Source organism: Nocardioides daejeonensis (genome assembly GCF_003194585.1).
GTDB classification, from domain to species: Bacteria; Actinomycetota; Actinomycetes; order Propionibacteriales; family Nocardioidaceae; genus Nocardioides; species Nocardioides daejeonensis.
In genome coordinates, this window is record NZ_QHKZ01000001.1 from 604,029 (window position 1) to 624,292 (window position 20,264).

Annotated in this window: 22 protein-coding genes; 13 read left to right on the plus strand and 9 right to left on the minus strand. The window is 69.5% G+C overall.

Going from position 1 to position 20,264, the window contains the following annotated elements:
• The first annotated feature begins 30 nt into the window (after nucleotides 1–30).
• Both DNK54_RS02865 and DNK54_RS02870 read left to right on the plus strand, forming a co-directional pair.
• Complete coding sequence (locus DNK54_RS02865) at nucleotides 31–627, plus strand: DUF5998 family protein (protein ID WP_110205413.1); 597 nt, start codon at nucleotides 31–33, stop codon at nucleotides 625–627.
• On the plus strand, nucleotides 624–1,736 hold the full coding sequence (locus DNK54_RS02870) for an alkaline phosphatase family protein (protein ID WP_110205414.1): 1,113 nt from the start codon (nucleotides 624–626) through the stop codon (nucleotides 1,734–1,736). Before DNK54_RS02865 ends, DNK54_RS02870 begins: the two co-directional genes overlap by 4 nt.
• A 55-nt stretch (nucleotides 1,737–1,791) precedes the next feature.
• Here the strand turns inward: DNK54_RS02870 and DNK54_RS02875 are convergent, their stop codons facing one another.
• Nucleotides 1,792–2,346 carry a hypothetical protein gene (locus tag DNK54_RS02875; protein WP_162602283.1) on the minus strand — a complete coding sequence of 185 codons (555 nt, stop codon included), beginning with the start codon at nucleotides 2,344–2,346 and terminating at the stop codon, nucleotides 1,792–1,794.
• Between the two features lie 233 nt (nucleotides 2,347–2,579).
• Complete coding sequence (locus tag DNK54_RS02880) at nucleotides 2,580–3,152, minus strand: RNA polymerase sigma factor (RefSeq protein ID WP_338036267.1); 573 nt, start codon at nucleotides 3,150–3,152, stop codon at nucleotides 2,580–2,582.
• A gap of 702 nt (nucleotides 3,153–3,854) precedes the next feature.
• Between DNK54_RS02880 and DNK54_RS02885 the strand changes: the two genes are divergently transcribed.
• Nucleotides 3,855–4,763 (plus strand): DUF3103 family protein, encoded by a 909-nt coding sequence (locus DNK54_RS02885; RefSeq protein WP_162602284.1) that lies wholly within the window; start codon nucleotides 3,855–3,857, stop codon nucleotides 4,761–4,763.
• A gap of 407 nt (nucleotides 4,764–5,170) precedes the next feature.
• On the opposite strand, the gene DNK54_RS02890 is transcribed toward DNK54_RS02885, so the two are convergent.
• On the minus strand, nucleotides 5,171–6,847 hold the full coding sequence (locus tag DNK54_RS02890; RefSeq protein ID WP_204164388.1) for an AMP-binding protein: 1,677 nt from the start codon (nucleotides 6,845–6,847) through the stop codon (nucleotides 5,171–5,173).
• Between the two features lie 100 nt (nucleotides 6,848–6,947).
• Complete coding sequence (locus tag DNK54_RS02895; protein ID WP_110205417.1) at nucleotides 6,948–7,595, minus strand: thymidine kinase; 648 nt, start codon at nucleotides 7,593–7,595, stop codon at nucleotides 6,948–6,950.
• A 68-nt stretch (nucleotides 7,596–7,663) separates the two neighbouring features.
• Here DNK54_RS02895 and DNK54_RS02900 point away from each other — a divergent pair, with 68 nt between their 5' ends.
• Nucleotides 7,664–8,491: a sulfurtransferase gene (locus DNK54_RS02900; RefSeq protein ID WP_110205794.1), complete on the plus strand. Its 828-nt coding sequence runs from the start codon at nucleotides 7,664–7,666 to the stop codon at nucleotides 8,489–8,491.
• Nucleotides 8,492–8,493: 2 nt separating this feature from the next.
• Complete coding sequence (locus DNK54_RS02905) at nucleotides 8,494–9,546, plus strand: TIGR03617 family F420-dependent LLM class oxidoreductase (RefSeq protein ID WP_110205418.1); 1,053 nt, start codon at nucleotides 8,494–8,496, stop codon at nucleotides 9,544–9,546.
• Here the strand turns inward: DNK54_RS02905 and DNK54_RS02910 are convergent.
• Complete coding sequence (locus tag DNK54_RS02910) at nucleotides 9,527–11,527, minus strand: SDR family oxidoreductase (protein ID WP_110205419.1); 2,001 nt, start codon at nucleotides 11,525–11,527, stop codon at nucleotides 9,527–9,529. The two genes, DNK54_RS02905 and DNK54_RS02910, sit on opposite strands and share 20 nt — an antisense overlap.
• Nucleotides 11,528–11,622: 95 nt before the next feature.
• Entirely contained in the window at nucleotides 11,623–12,600 is a 978-nt protein-coding gene (gene sepH / locus DNK54_RS02915; RefSeq protein ID WP_110205420.1) for a septation protein SepH, read from the minus strand.
• A 120-nt stretch (nucleotides 12,601–12,720) separates the two neighbouring features.
• On the opposite strand from sepH, the gene DNK54_RS02920 reads away from it, so the two are divergent.
• The gene (locus DNK54_RS02920; RefSeq protein WP_110205421.1) at nucleotides 12,721–13,347 is read left to right on the plus strand and encodes a TRIC cation channel family protein; all 627 of its coding nucleotides are present in this window, start codon (nucleotides 12,721–12,723) and stop codon (nucleotides 13,345–13,347) included.
• A gap of 28 nt (nucleotides 13,348–13,375) precedes the next feature.
• Here DNK54_RS02920 and DNK54_RS02925 read toward each other — a convergent pair whose 3' ends face one another.
• A complete protein-coding gene (locus DNK54_RS02925; protein WP_110205422.1) occupies nucleotides 13,376–14,677 on the minus strand; it encodes a D-arabinono-1,4-lactone oxidase in 1,302 nt (433 codons plus the stop codon).
• Nucleotides 14,678–14,757: 80 nt separating this feature from the next.
• Here DNK54_RS02925 and DNK54_RS02930 point away from each other — a divergent pair, with 80 nt between their 5' ends.
• The 3 genes from DNK54_RS02930 to DNK54_RS02940 all read left to right on the plus strand — a co-directional run bounded on the left by DNK54_RS02930 (nucleotide 14,758) and on the right by DNK54_RS02940 (nucleotide 17,076).
• On the plus strand, nucleotides 14,758–15,858 hold the full coding sequence (locus DNK54_RS02930; RefSeq protein WP_110205423.1) for a ferrochelatase: 1,101 nt from the start codon (nucleotides 14,758–14,760) through the stop codon (nucleotides 15,856–15,858).
• Nucleotides 15,855–16,658: an inositol monophosphatase family protein gene (locus DNK54_RS02935; RefSeq protein ID WP_110205424.1), complete on the plus strand. Its 804-nt coding sequence runs from the start codon at nucleotides 15,855–15,857 to the stop codon at nucleotides 16,656–16,658. The genes DNK54_RS02930 and DNK54_RS02935 overlap by 4 nt, the downstream gene beginning before the upstream one ends.
• Nucleotides 16,659–16,785: 127 nt before the next feature.
• Nucleotides 16,786–17,076 carry a DUF4193 domain-containing protein gene (locus tag DNK54_RS02940; RefSeq protein WP_110205425.1) on the plus strand — a complete coding sequence of 97 codons (291 nt, stop codon included), beginning with the start codon at nucleotides 16,786–16,788 and terminating at the stop codon, nucleotides 17,074–17,076.
• A gap of 85 nt (nucleotides 17,077–17,161) precedes the next feature.
• On the opposite strand, the gene DNK54_RS02945 is transcribed toward DNK54_RS02940, so the two are convergent.
• Together DNK54_RS02945 and DNK54_RS02950 are read right to left on the minus strand one after the other, a co-directional pair.
• Nucleotides 17,162–17,470 carry a DUF4235 domain-containing protein gene (locus tag DNK54_RS02945; RefSeq protein ID WP_110205426.1) on the minus strand — a complete coding sequence of 103 codons (309 nt, stop codon included), beginning with the start codon at nucleotides 17,468–17,470 and terminating at the stop codon, nucleotides 17,162–17,164.
• Entirely contained in the window at nucleotides 17,470–17,934 is a 465-nt protein-coding gene (locus DNK54_RS02950; RefSeq protein ID WP_239459879.1) for a DUF3093 domain-containing protein, read from the minus strand. Before DNK54_RS02950 ends, DNK54_RS02945 begins: the two co-directional genes overlap by 1 nt.
• 52 nt (nucleotides 17,935–17,986) lie before the next feature.
• Between DNK54_RS02950 and dut the strand changes: the two genes are divergently transcribed.
• From dut to DNK54_RS02970, 4 genes are read left to right on the plus strand one after another with little or no spacing between them, the layout of a single operon-like run.
• Nucleotides 17,987–18,466 (plus strand): dUTP diphosphatase, encoded by a 480-nt coding sequence (dut, locus tag DNK54_RS02955; protein WP_110205428.1) that lies wholly within the window; start codon nucleotides 17,987–17,989, stop codon nucleotides 18,464–18,466.
• On the plus strand, nucleotides 18,463–19,152 hold the full coding sequence (locus tag DNK54_RS02960) for a DUF3710 domain-containing protein (protein ID WP_110205429.1): 690 nt from the start codon (nucleotides 18,463–18,465) through the stop codon (nucleotides 19,150–19,152). The genes dut and DNK54_RS02960 overlap by 4 nt, the downstream gene beginning before the upstream one ends.
• 9 nt (nucleotides 19,153–19,161) lie before the next feature.
• Nucleotides 19,162–19,533, plus strand: coding sequence for an OB-fold nucleic acid binding domain-containing protein (locus DNK54_RS02965; RefSeq protein WP_110205430.1), 372 nt, complete (start codon nucleotides 19,162–19,164; stop codon nucleotides 19,531–19,533).
• Nucleotides 19,530–20,264 (plus strand): DUF3159 domain-containing protein, encoded by a 735-nt coding sequence (locus tag DNK54_RS02970; protein ID WP_110205431.1) that lies wholly within the window; start codon nucleotides 19,530–19,532, stop codon nucleotides 20,262–20,264. The genes DNK54_RS02965 and DNK54_RS02970 overlap by 4 nt, the downstream gene beginning before the upstream one ends.

The following is a 20,264-nucleotide window of genomic DNA, read 5'->3' on the forward strand; positions in this document are numbered from 1 at the left end:
CGGGAAGCCCGTTCATGACAGACTCAGGCCATGCGCATTCGTGGCACCGAGGATCCGACTCGCACCGCACAGGCCCTGCGTTCTGCGATCGAGCGGACCGGCTACTACCCCGAGGTCGTCAGCGACGGAGTCGATGCAGCCCTTGCCGGTGAGGAGATCCTCTCCTTCTACGTGCACCATGAGCCCACGATCGAACGCGACGAGGTACGCCGGCACATCACCGTGGTGGTGCTGACCCCGAGCCGGCTGATCCTCGCCCACACCGACGAGCACGCCGGCGATGATCTGTTGCCCCAGCCCTACACCTCCACCTCCACGGAGGCGATCCACCTGAGCTCTGTGCGCTCGGTCGTGGTCACCCGCATGGTCGCGAACCCCACGTCCGGTCCGCAGCCGGCCGCAGAGGCCGTGGTCACCATCGGGTGGGGAGCGGTGTCGCGGATCGATCTGGAGCCCGCCGCCTGCGCGGACCCGCACTGCGAGGCCGATCACGGCTACACGGGCGTGCTGGCCAGCGACGACTTCACTCTGCGCGTGTCGGCGGCCGCCGAGGGGCACGACGCGGTCACCTCGCTGCTGGAGTTCGCGGCGGTCCTCTCGTCGGTGACCCAAGGCCCCCGGGGATGACCTCCCCGCTCATCGAGCCGGCGTACGGGGACCGCTCGCTGAGCGACGTGGTGCCCGGCATCGCCGTGGCGCTGGGGGCGGCGGCTTCGTCTGCCAGTGGCCTGACCCTGCCGGACGCCCAGGGCTACGTGGTGTTCCTGGTCGACGGCATGGGGGAGATGCTGCTACGCCGCTACGCGCACGCGGCGCCGTTCCTCTCCTCGCTGACCGGTGCCCACGGTACGGCGGGAGTCCCCTCGACGACCGCCACCTCGCTCACCTCGCTCGCCACCGGTCTCACGCCCGGCGAGCACGGCCTGGTCGGCTACACCGCGCGGATCCCCGGCACCGACCGGCTGCTCAACCATCTCTCGTGGGACCACGGTGTGGACCCCCTGGAGTGGCAGCCCCACGAGACGGCCTTCTCCCGCCTCGCGAGTGCCGGCGTACACGTCACCAACGTCAACCGGCGTGAGTTCGACGGCTCGGGCCTGACGGTCGCCGGTCAGCGCGGCGCCCGGTTCGTCGGGGCCAACAAGACCGGCGAGCGGATCGCGGAGGTGGTCGCGGCCGCCGGACGCGCGCCCTCGTTGACCTACGTCTACGAGGGTGACCTCGACTGGACCGGACATCGCCACGGCGTCGCCTCCTCTGCTTGGCTGCAGCAGCTGGCGACGGTCGATCACATGTGCGAGCAGCTGCGCGAGTCGCTCCCCTCGTCGGTGCGTCTGGTCGTGGTGGCCGACCACGGCATGATCGACTCCCCGAAGGAGCGTCGGATCGAGCTCGACGACGACGCTGAGCTCCGTGCCGGCGTCGCGCTGCTGGGCGGGGAGGCGCGCTTCCGACACCTCTACCTGCATCCCGGGGCCGAGGCGGACGTGGTCGCCACCTGGCGCGAGCGACTCGGGGAACGGGCCACGGTGCTGACCCGCGGCGAGGCGATCGCGCGGGGCTGGTTCGGTCCGGTCGAGGGGCGCGTGGCGCCCCGGCTGGGCGACGTCATGGTCGCCTGCCACGACGACACCGCGATCGTCTCGACCAGCCGCTTCCCGCTGGAGAACAGGCTGGTCGGGCTGCACGGCTCGCTCACCGAGGACGAGATGAGGATCCCGATCCTGCTCGCCTGATCGCGTCAGGTGGCTCCGGAGCCTGTCGACGGGCTCGATCGCCGTCACGGGCGCTTCACCCGACGCTGCGTTTGCTGCCGCCCGAGAGATGCACGGTGTAGGACCAGGTCTCGGCGGGGTGCTCGGAGCTTGGCTCTGTGCTGGGCCACCAGGCGGCGAAGCGGTTGCCGACGACCGAAGCTTCGATATCCAGTCCTGTGGAGGTGTGGACCGTGACCCCTGTGACATCGCCGCCCACGTAGCCCTCGGCCCAGATGAACCACCCTTCTTCGGTGCTTCCTTGCATGCTCGTGGACTCGTCGATCTCGTCGGCCTCGAGTATCGGCGGTGTGGCCGCGTCCGGGTTGTAGCTACCGAAGAAGGCCCCCGCCGACCTAGGCTCCTGGCCCACGAGGTCGTTAGGCATCAAGCAGATCGACTCCGTCCCTGCGCCGGCCAGGAGCACGTAAGTCCAGTCCCCCCGACGCTCGGCCACGGCTACCTGCTCACCCGCATCAGGATGGCCAAGGACCTCCCGACAGGTGGTCGCGGCATGGCTCGCAGCGACGGTCGAGAGGCGCTCCGGCGTCGGGGTCCACGACCCGAACGCGGTTCCGCCGCCGAGCAACATGGCTGGGATCCCGACACCAGCCACACCGGCTAGACCCACCGTGACCAGCAGCCGACGCCGACCGCGGCCTGGTCGGGCAGGCTTCACAGGGATGGGATCGCCGCTGGGAGTCGCGATGATGCGAGCGAACACAGCATCTGCACGTGTGAGCTCGTCCGCGCTCAAGGTCGCAGCCGCGGCAGGGTCGAGTGACTGGAGAGCGGTATCCATCCAGATGTCATCGGGGTACTTGTTCATCGCACATTCCTTCCGGAAGCCGGGAGGCCCAGGAGAGTGTCGCCGATGGGCGCAGGATTGATCTCACGTCGGAGGGCTCGCCGCGCGCGAGACAACCGCAAACGAAATGCGGTCGCGGAGATGCCTAGGACAGCAGCTGCTTGAGGCGCCGTGAGTCCATCCAACACCGCGAGCACGATTGCCTCTTGATCCGTAACGCTCAATTGCGGCCAGGCTGCAGCGATGTCTACCCGACAGGCGACGAGGTCAGGATGAAGGCTCGCATCGGAGGGTCGGTGCGTGGCGTCAGCCAGGCGGACCGCGACGGCCTCATGGCGGTTCTCGCGGCGACGCGCGTTCTGAAGCGTCTTTCTAGCCACCCCGAAGAGCCACGCGCGCGCTGCCGACGGCTCCGCCGGTACGTCATCAAGACGGCGCCATGCCACGAGCATGACGTCCCCGACCACATCCTCCGCGTGGGTGGGGTGCACCCGTCGGCGTACGAAGCGAAGCAGGTCAACGTATGTCGAGTCATAGATGCTCCGGAAGCGCTCCTCACGCTCCCATGACGTCGAAGTCATAGCCTCCATGTCCTGTACCTGTTCGTTAAGGCCCTAGTGTGTCAGGTGACTTCATCAGAGGCCCCTCACTCATCCCTTGCGAGCCTATACATGCGACTGCGTTGAGTTGCGCGCTTCGGTGGTGTAGCGACCATCTCAGCCAACGCCTTCGATCGCCGCTCGCCGTCTTCGATGGATGTGGTGCCAGACGTGTTCATCCATGCGAGGGCTGCACGCCCTAGGTCGGGACCCAGCCGTAGTGATGGACTGCGAGCTGGCTTGATTGGGACCCTCATCGGGAAGCTGAGCAACTGCGAGGCTCCCTCGCTCGCTCCGCAACCGGCCCAGCCGTGTCACGCGTCGTCACCTCGCGAGCGGAGGTTCAGATCCCATCCGGGCCTGCTCGGATGAGCTTCACTTCCTCTAGCCAGGAGTTGGCATTTATTGACACTGGGTCAGCTGGAGCCCGAGGCACGCGAGCGCGGACTGTGCCAAGAATCTCCAATTCAACTGCGCCAGCCGGGCCCGCCCTATACGGTCGAGTGTCACCAGGTGCCCCCGACGTTAGGCGAAGCAATGACGAGAAGCCAACAATCGCAGATCAGGGGCACGTCCTCTGTCGGCCGAGTGAGGTGGCTCGCTGCCATCTTTGCCGCGTGGGTTCTGGCATTGGGGAGTTCTTGCCTCTTTGCGCAGAGTGCAACTGCCTCGAATAGGATCACTCCTAAGAACTTGACGGACGTTGAAGTCAATCGTTCACTGGAGCATCTCGCGAGAAGACTGGCGACTGCGGTAGAGGATCGAGAAATACGAGACAGTATCTATCGTACGGCCGGGCAGCGTTTCGACGGAGACGCGAACGTCCTCCTGAGCACTCTAATGCGTGATTCCAACTTCTCGGAGAAGATCGCAGAGAGTCGCGAAGCGCGTGCTGAGCTAGTCAGCATGGCCGCCGCGATCCCGCGTCTGCAGGTTGCAATCCCGGAACACTTCGATTCTTGGAATCCGGCGACGTATATCCCCTTGGTTGCTTTCTTTCCGGAGGGCGTCGACGACACGACATTGAAGACGATCACAGCATATGACTCGACGGGAAAGGCAGTGCGGTTGGATGCCCAAGCCACGCCGAAGCACCCCGTCATTGTCGTGGGGCTCAACGAACGCGTAGGTGATGGCGAGGGTATCGGCGCCTGGCCAACTCCTTCCCCGGATGGGGAAGTGCCGCTCCAGGCGACTGCGGCTGCGAAGTACTCAGTCGACATAGTCCTAGTCGAGTTGATAGACGACAAGGAACCCTGGGCCAAGGGTGACGCTGAGATTTCGATGCGCGCGAAGAGCAAAGGGTGCAGCGGGACCAACTATCAAGACTACAATTGGGAGCATTTGAACGACAGTGGCGATGATTGGGCGCCGGAAGGCGGCAGAAACCTGGGCACGACTAGATGCGATGTTGTCTTCTACTGGTGGGAGGATGATGGCGGATCGTTTGACTACACTTTGTCATACGGAGGCTTCGGTCTTGACGTGCACATGGACGACAGCGATGACCTCATCGGCGGCAAGTTGATTAAGCACTCGTCGTTTAAGGGTGGAACGATGGAAGCAGATACTTGGTCCGCGCTCGAGCAATGGACAAAGTGATATCGCTGATTTTTCTGGCTCTTTCTCCCTGAGGTTGGGATGAGGCGGCCTGGCCGGGATGGACTCCGGCCAGGCTCGCGCGGTCGTCCTGCGAGCGGAGCCTCCCCGGGCGCGAACCCGTGGCGTAGGTGATCGCAGCAGCCAGGAGGCCGATGCCGGGCCTGTTGAGCAAGAGCGTGGCACGACCCTGAGCGGGCGGCGCGGTCATCTCACGGGTGACGTCACCCAACAACTTGTCGGTTGCGCCTACGCGCTTTGCCAAGCGAGATCGCCTCGGCGCCGGCGTCGTTGGCAGAGAGTTCTTCGTGGGGCTACCACGCGGCGATCTCGTCGTGCGCTCGGCTTTCAGCGTGCACCCGGCGTCGATACCAGGATCGACAGCCGTCGGTAACGACTGTGTCCCGCGCTCAGCTGACGAGGTTCCGCCGGCCGTGCTCGTCGTACTCGCCGAGCAGCTTCTCGAGGGCTGCGGCGTCGAGCAGCTCGTAGACGCCGTCGACGCGCCGGTAGACCGTGTCGGTGGTGTTCCAGCGCTGCCGGCGCAGCGTGGGCTTGTCGACCTTGTTGGTTGCGGTCACCGGCAGGTCGCGGGTGACGCGCAACAGCGTCGGTGCCCACTTGGTGCCGAGGTCGGCCTGTGCAGCCAGGAAGGCGGCGAACTCCGCCGGGTCGACAGTCGGTGCGTCGGGCGCGAGCTGCAGGGTGGCCATCACGAGGTCGCCGGTGCGGGGGTCCGGCACGCCGTAGACGGCGGCAACGGTCACGCCGGGGTAGCGCGCAAGGATCCGCTCGACCGGCGCGGCGGAGAAGTTCTCCGAGTCCACCCGCAGCCAGTCGGCGGTGCGGCCGGCGTACCAGAAGAAGCCGTCCTGGTCGCGATAGGCGAGGTCGCCGGTCCAGAAGTCGCCGTCGCGCAGCTTCTCGGCCGCTGCCTCCGGGTTCTTGTAGTAGCCCTCGAACTTGTCGGCGGCGTTGCGCGAGACGATCTCGCCGATCGCCTCCTCCGCGTTGAGCAGCACGCCGTTCTCGTCGAACTCCGCCGGCGGGCAGACGCTTCCGTCGGCGTTGACGACCTCCGGCTGATGACCGACCTGGGGCACACCCAGTGCGCCGTCGGGGGTCTCCGGCGTGTTGATGATGTAGCAGGCGCCCTCGGAGCTGCCGTAGGACTCGAAGACCCGGATGCCGTAGCGGCGCAGAAACTCGGCTCGGTCCTTGGTCGAGGCTTCGGTGCCGAAGCCGAACCGGAGCCGGTTGTCGGCCTCCTCCGGGCGCTCGGGCTGGGCGAGCACGTACGCCAGCGAGCGACCGACGTAGTTGAAGAAGGTGACGCCGTACTTCTGGATGTCGGGGAGGAAGCCGGAGGCCGAGAAGCGCCGGCGCAGCGCGAGAGCGGCCCCCGAGTTGATGCACGGGCTCCAGGCGCTCATCAGTGCGTTGCCGTGGAAGAGAGGCATGGCGTTGTAGGCGACGTCCTCGTGGGTGAAGTCGAAGATCGACACCTGCGTGACCCGCGCCCACCGACCAGTGCTGCAGATGACCGCCTTGGGCGCTCCGGTGGAGCCGGAGGTGAAGAGCAGCACGAGGGTGCGGTTCGGGTCCAGAGCCTCCGGGGTGGCTGCCAACGGTGCGTCGGCGTGCTCGTCGAGCAGTGCCGTCCACTCGGATCCGTCCACACGGATCACCCGCCGAGCCCCGTGGTCGATCCCTTCCAGGAGGTCGGCGTACGCCGCGTCCACCAGGACGAGGTCGACGTCGACTCCGCGGATGTCCTTCGCCAGCTCCTCGCCGCGGCGGGTGGGATTGATGCCCACGATCGTCGCGCCGCTCAATGAGGCGCCGGCGAGCAGGAACAGGTATTCGGGCGTGTTCTCCAACAGCACGCCCACGTGCCACGGGCGGCCGTCCTCGGGACGGAGCTCCTGGAGGACGGCCGACCGTCGCGCCGCCTCGGCCACCAGCTCGCGCCAGCTCCACCGATCATCCTCGAAGAGCAGCGCGGTGTGGTCGTCCTCCGCGCGGTCGAGGAAGAGCTCGCCCATGGTGAGGCGCATGGAGTCGGGGACGGTGGCGATGGTCGTCATGGCCGAATCCAACCGGAGGAGACGGCGGTAGCGGAAGCCCGGCTCGCTGAACGGGACCAGAAGCTCGGTGCGCCCGGGAGTGGGGGTGCAGGCAGGCGATTCAGCCGAAGGGCAGTGGCTCCGGCGCCATGGAGACAGCCCGAGCGCGCGCAGCCGTGAGCCGGCGTCGGTGGTGCTGGCGGCAGAGCACCTCGTAGGCCACCTCGACAGGGTCGTGGTCGTCGGTGTCTCCCACGACCACGACCTCTCCCTCCGTCATCATCACGCCGTTCTCGGTGCGAGCGTTGTGAGTGGCCCGCTTGCCGCACCAGCAGAGCGCCTCCACCTGGAGGACGTGCATCCGGTCGGCCAGCTCGACCAGGCGTGCGGAGCCGGGGAACAGCACCGAGCGGAAGTCGGTGAGGATCCCGAAGGCGAAGACGTCGATCTGCAGCTCGTCGACGACCTTGGCGAGCTGGTCGATCTGCTCGGGAGTGTAGAACTGGGCCTCGTCGCAGATCAGGTAGTCGATCCGGCCGCCACGGGTCAGGGTGTCGACGACGTAACGCCAGAAGTCGAACTCCGCCCCGACCTCGATCGCCTCGTGGGTGAGTCCCAGTCGGGAGGAGAGAGTGGCCTCCCCGGCGCGGTCGTGCGCCGTGAAGATACTGCCGATCCGACCGCGGGCCGCATGGTTGTGGTTCGTCTGGAGCGCCAATGTGCTCTTGCCGGAGTCCATGGTGCCGGTGAAGAAGTGAAGTTCGGCCACGAGGGGCAATGATGCCAGCCGATGGCATCGGCGCGCCCGGCCGGGCGCGCGTCGTGCAGACTCCGTGCATGGTCTCCCCGTTGATCACCGTGCCCGACCTGCTGGCTGTGCTGGCGCAGGTGACGGTTCTCGACGTGCGCTACACGCTCGCTGCCGGACCGCCTCGCTCGAGCGGCCACGCGGCGTACGTCGACGGGCACGTCCCGGGTGCCGCGTACGTCGATCTCGACACGGCGCTGGCCGGGCCGCCCGGCGAGCGCGGTCGGCATCCGTTGCCGGAGCCGGAGGTCTTCGCGGCCGCTATGCGCGCCGCAGGCGTACGGGGCGACCGCCCTGTCGTGGTGCTCGACGACTGGTCGAGCCTCGCCGCAGCACGGTGTCGGTGGCTGCTGCGCCATCACGGCCATCCCGACGTACGCGTGCTCGACGGTGGATGGGGTGCGTGGCGGGCGGCGGGCGCGCCGATCGAGGCCGGCGACGCCGCGATCGCCGCCGGTGACTTCCGGGCGGCTCCGGGACGCCTGCCCGTGGTCGACGTCGACGAGGTGCTCGCAGGCACCGCCGGGATCCTGGTGGATGCCCGGGCGGCCGAGCGGTTCCGCGGGGAGGCGGAGCCGGTCGACCCGGTAGCCGGACACATCCCGGGTGCCCGCAATCTGCCGACCACCGACCATCTGGTCGATGGCCGGTTCCGGCCTGCCGAGGAGCTCCGCCGCCGCTTCGCGGAGGCCGGCATCGAGCCTGGCGCCGAGGTCACCGCCTACTGCGGCTCCGGAGTGACTGCTGCCCACGAGCTGCTGGCCCTGGAGATCGCCGGCCTCGAAGGTGCCCTCTACCCAGGATCGTGGAGCGAGTGGGTCGCCGACCGGAACCGACCCGTGGCGACGGGGGAGTAGCAATGGAGATCGTCGCTTCCTGGCCATCGCAAGGGCCGCTGGCCGGCGTCCCTGCGTGGGCGGCGCGGGCCGAGCAGCTCGGCTTCGACGTGCTGCACATCCCGGAGACCGTCCACGACCCGTTCGTTGCGAGTGCCTTGGCCCTGACAGCGACCAGCCGGGTACGCGTGCGCACCAGCATGGCGCTCGCCTTCCCGCGCAGCCCGATGCTGACCGCCGTGTCGGCCTGGGACCTCGCCCGCCTCTCCGACGGCCGGTTCCAGCTGGGTCTGGCCTCCCAGGTGCGGGGCAACATCGTGGACCGGTACGCCGCACCCTGGTCGGAGCCGGTCGCGCGGCTGGGGGACTACGTCGCGGCGGTCCGGGCGGTCTTCGCCAGCTTCCGCACCGGCGCGCCCCTGCACCACGAGGGCCCGCACTACCGGCTTACCCGGTTGCAGCCCTACTTCAACCCGGGGCCGCTGGCCGACGACGCGCACGAGCCCACGATCTGGACCGGCGGCGTCAACCCGCGGATGTGTCGCCTGGGCGGCCGGATCGCGGACGGCTTCGTCTGCCACCCGACGAGCTCGCACCCCGAGGTGCTGCGTGAGCACGTGCTCCCAGCGTTGCGCGAAGGCCGGCGGGAGTCGTCCTGGGTGACCAGCCAACCGCTCCTGGTCGCCGGGCCGCAACCGGTCACGACCCGGACCGAGAGTGAGCTCGACCGGGCCATCCACGAGCGCCGACGGGAGCTGGCGTTCCTCTACAGCACGCCGGCCTACCGGCTCCAGCTCGAGACCTTCGGGCTCGGCGACATCGGCGACGAGCTGGGCCGGCTGGTCCAGGCCAAGCAGTGGGCCGACCTGGAGCGGGTCCTGACCGACGAGGTGATCACCCGGATGGTGCCGGTGGCGACGGTGGCCGACCTACCCGGCGTACTCCACACGTGGTACGCCGGGCTCGTCGACGGCATCGTCTTGGCCCTGCCCGAGCAGGGCGCGCTCGACGACGAGGAGACTCAGGCGCTGGTCGCCGCGTGCCGGGCCATTCCGGTCACCAGTGCACGCCCTTGAAGAGCCGGGCGAGCATGATCTGCTCGCTCTCCCGCTTGCCCGGCTCGCCCTGGTCGCCGCGTGCAGCAGCGGAGTCGGGGAAGACGTGGTAGGCCATGTTGAGCACCCGGAAGGCGGCCTTGGGGGCCACGGTGTGGGCGACCGCGCCGGCGTTGCCGAGCATGGTGTTCAGCTCGTGCGGCCGCTCCACCAGCCCCTTGATCACCACGTCGGCGGCCTGCGCGGGTGAGATCGTGGGGAACTTGTCGTAGATCTTGGTCGGGGCGATCATCGGGGTCTTCACCAGCGGCATGTGGATGTTGGTGAAGGTGATGCCGTCACCGACGACCTCCGAGGCGACCACATTGCTCCAGGAGTCGAGCGCAGCCTTCGAGGCGACGTAGGCGGAGAAGCGGGGCGGGTTCGTCTGCACGCCGATCGAGCTGATGTTGACGATGTGACTGCGCCGCTGCGTCCGCATCTGCGGGAAGAGGCCCATGATCAGCCGGATCGCGCCGAAGTAGTTGAGCTGCATGGTGCGCTCGAAGTCGTGGAACCGGTCGTGGCTGAGCTTGATCGACCGGCGGATCGACCGACCGGCGTTGTTGACCAGGAAGTCCACCGAGGGCAGGTCAGCGGTCAGCCGCGCACAGAGGTCGTCGATCGCCTCGAGGTCGGAGAGGTCGCAGGGGAAGACGTGGGCCTCGCCACCGCGCAGCTCGATCGTGCGTTGCAGGGCCTCGAGCTTCTCGCGGCCGCGGGCAACGAGCACCGGAATGCCGCCTGCCTGGGCGACCTTGAGTGCGGTCACCTGGCCGATGCCGGAGGAGGCGCCGGTGATGACGACGTACTTGCCGGTGAGGGCGGCGCGGGTGGCCGAGTCGCGCCCGGTGCTCTGGTCGAGGTTCTCCTCCCAGTAGTTCCACAGCAGCCCGGCGTAGGAGTCCGGCGCCGGTACGGCGATCCCCGAGCCTGCCAGCGCCTGCTCGGTGCGTCGGGAGTCGAAGACCGGCACGAAGTTGGTGTGGGCGACGACCTCCTTGGGGATCCCGGTGCGGCTCACCGTCTGTCCGAGGAGTGCCTGCATCGGCGCCGTGCGGATGGCGCTGGAGACCAGGCGCCCGGGGCGCAGCTGCTTCGGCAGCACCCCGAGCGACGGGGTGACGCGGTCGAGGGGGGTGGCGAACTGCGGCGCTCCGGCCGCTGCGCAGAAGCCGTTGATCATCTCGACGACCGGCTGCGGCTCCGGGTTGACGAGGTGGAACGCCTCGCCGTCGCGACCGGGCAGGTGGGCCAGGTGGTCCATCGCCTTGGCGACGTAGTCGACTGGCACCACGTTGGTGTTGCCCAGGTCGATGCCCATCAGGGGGAGCCAGGACGGGAAGACGTCACGCAGCCGCTTGAGCACCGGGAAGAAGTAGTAGGGACCGTCGACCTTGTCCATCTCGCCGGTCTCCGAGTGGCCCACCACGATCGCCGGTCGGTAGACGCGCCACGGCACCGGCGACTCCTCGCGGACCAGTCGCTCGGACTCGAACTTGGTGCGGTGGTAGGGCGAGGGCAGCAGCTGGCCCTCGTCGAACATCGTCTCGTCGAAGACGCCCTCGAACTCGCCCGCCGCGGCCACCGAGGAGACCTGGTGGAAGCAACCCGCCGCCAGGGCACCCGCGAGCTCCAGCGCGTAGCGGGTGCCCTCGACGTTCATCGCGTCGTTGGTGGCGTCGTCGGCGGTCATGTCGTAGATCGCTGCGAGGTGGAAGAAGTGGCTGACCGAGTCGCGGTGCTCGTCGACCCAGGCCGGATCCACTCCGAGGCCCGGGGAGGCGAGGTCGCCGACGACCGGAACCACCCGGTCGCTGCCCCACTGCTGGATGAGCCGCTCCATGCGGTCGAGGGAGGAGGCGCGACAGAGGACGAAGATCTCGCCCTCACGCTTCTCGATCAGCTCCTGGACGAGGAAGCGCCCGATGAACCCGGTGGCACCAGTCACGAAGTAGGACATGGCCGGAGCCTAGAGCACGCCGGCGACGCTCCCCGCATATTTCGCGAACAGATCCCGGCTCGTTGCCGCCGAGCCTCGCGCCCGGGGCTGCTGGGCTACTCGGAGCTGCCGCCGAACATGATCTCGTCCCAGCTCGGCACCGAGGCGCGTCCCTTCCGCCGGGAGGCGCGGCGTGGCGCTGGCGCTTCCTCGGCGGCAGCGGCGTCCTGCTCCGCCGGCGGCGTGCGGGGGCCGTCGGCGTGCTCGGCCTCCGCCATCGGCTCGGGTGTGGGAGCCAGGGCCGGGTCGTCGGCGCGACCGGCGTCTCGGGCCGCACGGGCGGTCTCCGTCAGGTCGACGGTGGTCTCCTCGGCCTCGGCGGCCGGTGCGGGATCGGGGGAGGTGATCAGCGCGAGTGCGTCGTCTCCGAGGGTCGTCGGCTCCTCCCGCTCCTGGGCCTGGCGCCGGATGCGGGCCTCCTCCAGGTCGTTGCGGGGCGCCGGCTCCGCGGGCTGGACAGGTGCGGCATCGCCGACGAGCCAGCGGGCATCGTCGTCGTCGACGAGCACGTAGTTGCCGGGGACGTCGTAGGAGAAGTGACCGATCCCGATCTGGTCGGCGGCCTCGTAGGTCGCGGTCAGCGTCCAACGGCCGTCGTCGCGGCGCCAGGCGTCCCACTCGACGGAGTCGGCGCCGACCCCGTGGACGCGCAACTGGGCGGCCACCGCGTCACCGAGCGTGCGGGCACCGGTGTCGCCGGTACGTCGCCGAACCGAGGAGCGCTGGGCACGCTCCGCCATGTGGGCGCGTTCAGCCAGCACCGGGTTGACGAAGGGAGCGATCCGGTCCGTGGTGGTCTGGGCGGCCTGCGCCACCGCCTCGGGCGTCTCGCCCGCGCGGATGCGTGCCTGGATGTCGCGGGGGCGCAGGATGCTCTCCATCTGGATCTCCAACTGGCCGATATGGGACCTGTCACCGCGCACAGCGGCTCGAAGCTTGGCGTCGACGTCGAGGGAGAACCGCGCACCACTGTCGCTGACCAGGAGCAGGCGCTGCTTGTCCTCACTCAGTCCAGCGAGTGTGAGGTGCAACATCTGCGTTGTCCTTCTCCTCGAACTCGTCTCCGCCTGCCCGAGCCTACGTCAGAACGCCAGCCGACGACGGCAGCGGCGGCGGCGTGGCCCCGACCGGTCGGCGCCGCTACCGTTTCCGCCATGACGATGCCCACCCTGCTCGTGGTCCTGGACCTGGTCGGGATCTTCGTCTTCGCGATCTCCGGAGCGCTCGTGGCGGTGCGCAAGCGCCTGGACCTCTTCGGCGTGCTGGTGCTGGCGGGCACGACCGGGCTCGGCGGCGGGTTCCTTCGCGACGTGCTGATCGATGCGACGCCGCCGGCGGCGCTCGCCGACTGGCGCTACCTCATGGTGCCGGTCGCGGCCGGGATGGTCTGCTTCGTCTATCACCCCCAGCTGGGGCGGATGGAGACGGCCGTCAACGTCTTCGACGCCTTCGGGCTCGCGCTCTTCTGCGTCACCGGCACCTCGAAGGCGCTGGCCTACGGGCTCGGCCCGGTGCCGGCCGCGTTGATGGGCATGGTCACCGGCATCGGGGGCGGCATGGTGCGCGACCTGCTGGCCGGACGGGTTCCGGTGATCTTCCGGGGCGAGCTCTACGCCACGCCGGCGCTCGCCGGCGCGGCCATCGTCGCCGTCGGCCACGAGCTCGACGTCGCGTTCTGGATCACCGCGGCCGTCGGCGGCACCCTCTGCCTGGCATGGCGCCTGCTGGCACTGGCTCACCGCTGGCACGCTCCGCTGCCCAAGGGGCCGGCGAGCGTGTGACCCGGGGCCGGCTCAGCGTGCCGGCGGATCAGCCGAGGACCCGTCGCAGGTAGGCGTTGTCGAAGACCCGATGAGGATCGAGACGGTCTCGAAGCGCCAGGAACTCCTCGTAGCGCGGGTAGGAGAGAGCGAGCTGCTCGGCGGTCCGGGTGTGCACCTTGCCCCAGTGCGGCCGGCCGCCGTGCGCCACCATGATCTCTTCCATCGCGGCGAAGTACGCGCGGTGGTCGGTCTGCGCATTGACGTGGAAGGCCAGATACATCGACTCGCGTCCTGTCGAGGTGCCGAGAGTGATGTCGTCAGCCGGGGTCTGTCGGATCTCCACCGGGAAGCTGATCCGCCAGGGAGAGCGTTCGATCCGTGCCCGTGCCTCTCGCAACGCAGCGAGCCCCTGGTCGCGCGGGACGGCGTACTCCATCTCCTTGAAGACCACGGTGCGCGGCGTCGTGAAGACCTTGTGCGGGATGTCGCTGTAGCGCCGCTCGCTGAGCAGGCGGCCGGCGAAGCGGTTGAGCCGGGGAACCGTCGCCGGCCGGAGGTTGCCGATCCGGTTCACCACGCCGAAGAGGGTGTTGGCCACGAAGTCGTCGTCGAGCCAGGCGCGCAGCGAGCTCAACGGCTCGGCCTCCGCGGGGTCCAGGTCGAGCCGGTTGTTGGTCTTGACCTGCATCGCGTCGGTGTGGGGAAACCAGTACATGTCGACGTGGTGGTTGTCGGCGACGAACTCGTCGTAGCGGTCCAGCCCCTCGGCCCAGCCGAGCGGCTGCTCGTGCGCCTCCAGGACGCCCAAGGGCTCCACCTCGAAGGTGACCGAGGTCAGCACTCCCAGTGCCCCGAGGCCGATCCGGGCGGCGGCGAAGACGTCGGGGTTCTCCGTGCGCGAAGCGCGCAGGACCTCACCCGTCCCGGTGACCAGCTCCAGACCACAGAGCTGCGCGGAGAGCGACGCCTTCACTCCGCCGGTGCCGTGCGTGCCCGTGCTCGTCGCGCCGGCGAGGGTCTGCTCGGCGATGTCTCCCATGTTGTGCAGCGAGAGGCCGAGCCGGGCCAGCTGCTCGTTGAGCACGTGCAGCGGTGTGCCGGCGAGGGCGGTGACGGTCATCGCGTCGCGATCCACCTCGACGATGCCGGCAAGCCGCTCCGGGCGCAGCATGACGTCCTCGGGGGCGGAGATCGCGGTGAAGCTGTGCCCGGTGCCGACCATCTTCACCTGGCGCCCGCTCTCGGCAGCGCGGGTCACCGCCGCCACCACAGCCGCAGCGTCGACGGGAGCCGACACCTCCCGCGGCGAGGCCGTCTCGAGGCCGGACCAGTTGCGCCAGGTGCTCATGGCTGCTGAGGCTACTGGACCTGCACGCCAGGCCAGTCCCGGGCGTCGCTCGGTACGCACGGCTTCCTACGATGGAGGCCATGGCACCGGATCCGCACCCGTACGACGCCCTTCTCCTGGTCTCCTTCGGCGGCCCCGAGGCGCCCGAGGACGTGGTCCCCTTCCTGGCCAACGTCACGCGGGGCCGGGGCATCCCCACCGAACGACTGGCGGAGGTCGGGCAGCACTACTTCGACTTCGGCGGGCGGTCTCCGATCAACGACCAGAACCGCGACCTGATCGCGGCGCTGCGCGCCGACCTCGACGCGGCGGGCCTGGACCTGCCGATCTACTGGGGCAACCGCAACTGGGATCCCTACCTGCGCGACGCCGTCGCGCAGATGGCGGCCGACGGCGTCCGGCGGGCCGCCTGCTTCGTGACCTCTGCCTACTCCTCCTACTCCGGCTGTCGGCAGTACCGGGAAGACCTCGCAGCGGCGATCGACGGGGTGCCGACGGCACCCCGGCTGGACCGGCTGCGGGCGTACTTCAACCATCCTGGCTTCGTCGAACCGGTCGTCGACGCCACGCTCACGGCGTTGGCGGGTCTCGACCAGCGACGCCGTGACGAGACGCAGCTGGTCTTCGTCACCCACTCGATCCCCGTCGCGATGAACGAGGGCTCCGGGCCTGGCGGCTCCGCCTACGTGGCCCAGCACCGCAGCGTGATGGCGGAGGTCGTCGAGCGCGTGCGCCTGGAGACCGGCCACCGCTATCTGCACGATCTCGTCTACTGCTCCCGTTCCGGACCGCCGCAGATGCCGTGGCTGGAGCCCGACGTCAACGACCACCTCGAGCAGTTGGCGGCGTCCGGCGCGCCGCCCGTCGTGCTGGTGCCGATCGGCTTCGTCTCCGACCACATGGAGGTGATCTACGACCTCGACACCGAGGCGGCGGCGACTGCGGAGCGGCTGGGGCTGCCGTTCGCCCGCGCCGCGACCCCGGGGGTGGATCCGAGGTTCGTCGCGATGGTGCGGGACCTCCTGCTCGAGCGGGCGGCTGCCGAGCGCGGGGAGCCGGTGGAGCGCCGTACCTGCGGTGGTCTCGGGCCCGCCCAGGACCTGTGCCCCTCGACCTGCTGTCCCAACCCGCGCGCGGAGCTGCCGACGCTGGGTGGGCTGCCGGTCGGGGAGCGCGGATGAGTGCCGAGCTGCTCGCTCTGGCCCTCGACGTGGCGCACGAGGCGTCCGGCCTGGTTGCGGCACGGCGCGCGGAGGGCGTCGAGGTGGCCGGGACCAAGTCGTCGGCCGTCGACATCGTGACCGAGGCCGACACCGCCTCCGAGCAGCTCATCCGCCGCCGGATCCTCGCCGCCCGCCCGGCCGACGGCTTCCTCGGGGAGGAAGGCAGCGACATCCACGGCAGCAGCGGCGTGCGGTGGATCGCCGACCCGATCGACGGCACCGTGAACTTCCTCTACGGGCTGCCCCAGTACGCCGTCTCACTGGCGGCAGAGGTGTCGGGCGAGATCGTCGCGGGCGTGGTGGTCAACGCCGCTACGGGCGTCACCTACGCCGCACGGAGAGGTGGGGGCGCCACCCGGGACGGGGTGCCGCTGCGCGTGCGGGCCGCCGTACCGTTGGGGGAGCGGCTGGTGCTGACCGGCTTCAACTACGAGGCGCACATCCGCGAGGTGCAGGCAGCCGCCGCGGCCAGGCTGCTGCCCCAGGTGCGGGACCTGCGGCGGCTCGGGGCCTGCGCGCTCGACCTGTGCCACATCGCCGAGGGCGCAGCCGACGGCTACGTCGAGGAGGGTGTGGCGCTGTGGGACCACGCCGCTGGAGCCCTCATCGCGGAGGAGGCGGGTGCCCGCTCCGTGCGCACCGTCGGGCGTGGCGGCAAGCCCGCTCTGGTCTGTGCGCCGAGGGCTGGATTCGAGGAGTTCTGGGCACTGGTGACCGCGTGTGGATTCCTTGCCGAAGGCACGCTGATCGGGGAATAGCCGACCCCGGTGGATCGTTGCGCCGACACGTCGTGTGGAATGCGCGTGCGGATTGCGCGCCGATGGTGCACAATCTGGCGCCGAGTGTGCGACGAGCAGGTGCGTGAGTCATGAAGTGGAGAGGTTGATGGCGACCGATTACGACGCCCCCCGCAAGAACGAAGAGGACCAGAGCGAAGAGAGCATCGAAGAGCTCAAGGCGCGGCGTCACGACAAGAACTCGGGCAAGGTCGACGAGGACGAGGCGGAGGCTGCTGAGGCCTTCGAGCTCCCCGGTGCGGACCTGTCCCACGAGGAGCTCTCCGTCGAGGTGAAGCCCAAGCAGGACGACGAGTTCACCTGCATGAGCTGTTTCCTGGTGCACCACCGCAGCCAGCTGGCCGACGCCAGCTCGATGATCTGCCGCGACTGCGCCTGACCGAACAGCGGAAGCCCCGTACCAGCCTGCAGGCTGGTACGGGGCTTCTCCGTGTCGCACGGCTTCTGCGAGCCGGCGCGGGTGCCTACTGGCCGTCGGCCCGCAGACCGGGCGGCAGCTCTCCGGTGGAGGCCTGGTAGTAGTGCGCAGCCTTGCGGGAGGCGAGCATCTTGACCACGCTGACGAAGGTGCCGCTGAATGCCGCCCACGCGACGGCCTCACGAAGGCTCACGTCGGGATCGGCGGGGTTCTCCGGTGGCTTGCGGCCGGTGGCCGCCTTCCAGGTCGCGTTCATCGACTTCTTGGCCAGCACGGTGCTCGCCACCGTGGTACCGAGCGCCATGACGGACCAGATCTTGGAGCTGGACTCTGCGGCCCCTGACTTCTTGGCCATCACTGACCTCCTGTGGGTTCGGAGACGGAACTGAGGACGTGGGCCAGTCGCTGGGGGTGCCGCGTCGCGAGCAGCCAGTACGGCGTGGGGTCGGCCGGGTCGTCGATCTGCACCTTGACGGCCCGCTTCAGGTAGGGCCGCAGCAGGAGGTAGGCCCGGGCGTCGGCCTCGACTCCCGCTGCCCGCCGCGCAGCCTCGGGGTCCAGCGCGGTGGCCTCGCCGAGGAGGGCGAGCGGGATGTGAGCGCGGCCCGCGCGCAGCTCCCCGTCGACCACCTCGATGCGGGCCGACCCGAACTGGACCAGTGCTCCGGCCAGCAGGACGCCGGCACCCAGCACGATGCCGCCGATGGCAGCACCCGAGAGTGCATCGACCACGGCCAGGACCAGGAAGAGGCTGACGAGCAGCATCGCTCCCTGGGCCCACCACCGCAGCGGCACGGACAGACGTTCGGCGTACTCCACGATGATGAGTTTCCCAGACCGGAGGTGGGAGCGCACGGGTAGGGTCAGCAGCATGACTGACGCAGGTGTCGCGGTGCCGTTGGTGCGGCTCGATCCTGGGCTTCCGCTGCCGCGTTACGCCCACCCGGGCGACGCTGGCGCCGACCTGATGTCGGCAGCGGACCTGGTGCTCGGGCCGGGGGAGCGCGCCCTGGTGCCGACCGGCGTCGCGCTTGCGCTGCCGCCGGGACACGTCGGTCTGGTCCATCCGCGTTCGGGCCTGGCGGCTCGGCACGGGATCACCATCGTGAACGCGCCCGGCACCGTCGACTGCGGCTACCGCGGCGAGATCAAGGTGCTCCTGCTCAACACCGATCGCACCGAGCCCTTCCAGGTGCGGCGCGGCGACCGGATCGCTCAGCTGGTCGTCCAGCGCTACGAGCAGGCGCACTTCGTCGAGGTCGAGGCCCTCGACGACTCGGCACGCGGTGCGGGGGGCTACGGTTCCACCGGCGGTTTCGCCGGCGCAGACCCACAGAGGAGTTCGTTGTGAAGTTCGGACGCAAGTCCACCAAGGCCAAGACGACCGAGGAGTCGGTCGACGCCGCCGCGCCGACTCCCGCCGACGAGGTCGAGACCCCGGTCGAGGTCGAGACCCCGGCCGACGAGGCGTCGGTGTCCGCCGGTCCGCGCGACGCCGGCGAGGTCGACCTCGAGGGCGACGGAGTGCCGCGCGTCGACCTGACCAGTCTGCTGATCGCCCCCGCCGACGGGCTGGAGCTGCGCCTCCAGGTCAACGAGGCCGACGGCTCGGTGCAGAGCATCCTGCTGACCGGAGAGGACGGCGCCGTGGAGCTGCGCGCCTTCGCCGCCTCCCGAGGCGGCGACATGTGGAGCGATGTACGCAGGCAGATCGCGGCGGAGACGTCGCGCCAGGGCGGCACCGCCACGGAGTCCGAGGGCCCGCACGGCACGGAGCTGCACTGTCAGATGACGGTGCGCACCCCCGACGGACGGACCGGCGTGCAGCCGACCCGCGTGGTGGGGTTCAACGGGCCCCGCTGGTTCCTCCGGGCCACCTACCTGGGCCGCCCCGCGGTCCAGCCGGAGACGGCCGGCATCTTCGAGGAGGCCGTCAACTCCCTGGTCGTACGCCGCGGCGAAGGCCCGATGGCGCCCGGTGAGGCCCTGCCGATCAACCTCCCGCCGCAGGCGCGGCGGATGGCCCCCGCTGAGTGAGGGCAGCCGATGGAGGAGGGGACCTGGCGGTCCCGGATGAGCCGCCGGATCAGTGACTGGGCCAACAGCAGCGATCAGCACGCCCGTGACCTGCGTCGAGCCCATGCGACGTCCGGTCAGGTCAGCATTGCGGACGCGCCGGACCGCGAGATGGTCCGGCTCTCCGGCACGGTCCGTTCGGTGACCCTGCGTCCGCGCGGCGGTGTGCCCGCGTTGGAGGCAGAGCTCGACGACGGCAGTGGCGTGATCACGCTCCTCTGGCTGGGGCGACGCCGGATCATCGGCATCAGCGCCGGACGGACCCTGACCGTGGGCGGCCGGATCGGCCTGCAGGACGGGCACCGCGTGATGTTCAACCCCCGATACGAGCTGCGCCCATGACCGAGTCGACGACCGAGGACGGTCAGCCCCAGCCCGCCGACGAGCACACCGTCGAGGCGGTGGTCCGCGCCCAGCTCTCCAAGGCGCTCGGTGGCCGCCGCGGCATGCTCGAGGCCGCGGTGCCGACGATCATGTTCACCTTCTCGTTCATCGCGTTCAAGGACCTGAAGCTCTCCTTGAGCATCAGCCTGGCCGCGGCGCTGCTGGCGCTCTTCGTGCGGCTCGTACAGCGCTCCTCCGTGCAGTTCTGTGTCAACGCCCTGATCGGGATCGCCATCGGCGCGGCCTTCGCGCTGCGGGCTGCCAAGGCGGGCGGCGACGCGAACGACCAGGCCCTCGCCTACTTCCTTCCTGGGCTGCTCTACAACTCCGCCTACGCAGTGGGGCTGACCCTCTCCAATCTGGTGCGGTGGCCGCTGATGGGCTTCATGGTGGGCAGTGTCACCGGCGACCTGACCGAATGGCGCAAGGACCCCCAGATCGTGCGTCTCTGCTCCCGGCTCACCTGGATGCTGGTCCTGCCCTGTCTCGCCCGGGTGCTCGTGCAGACGCCGTTCTACGTGCTGGGCAAGAGCGGTGGCATGGACCCGGGCGCGGCCGTGGCGGCGCTCGGCATCTCCAAGATCGCGATGGGCTGGCCGCTGCAGTTGGCCTCACTGGCGGTCATGGTCTGGCTGCTGGCCCGCAACGCGACGCCGGTGCGCCTGAAGCCCGCCGACGAAGGCGCCTGA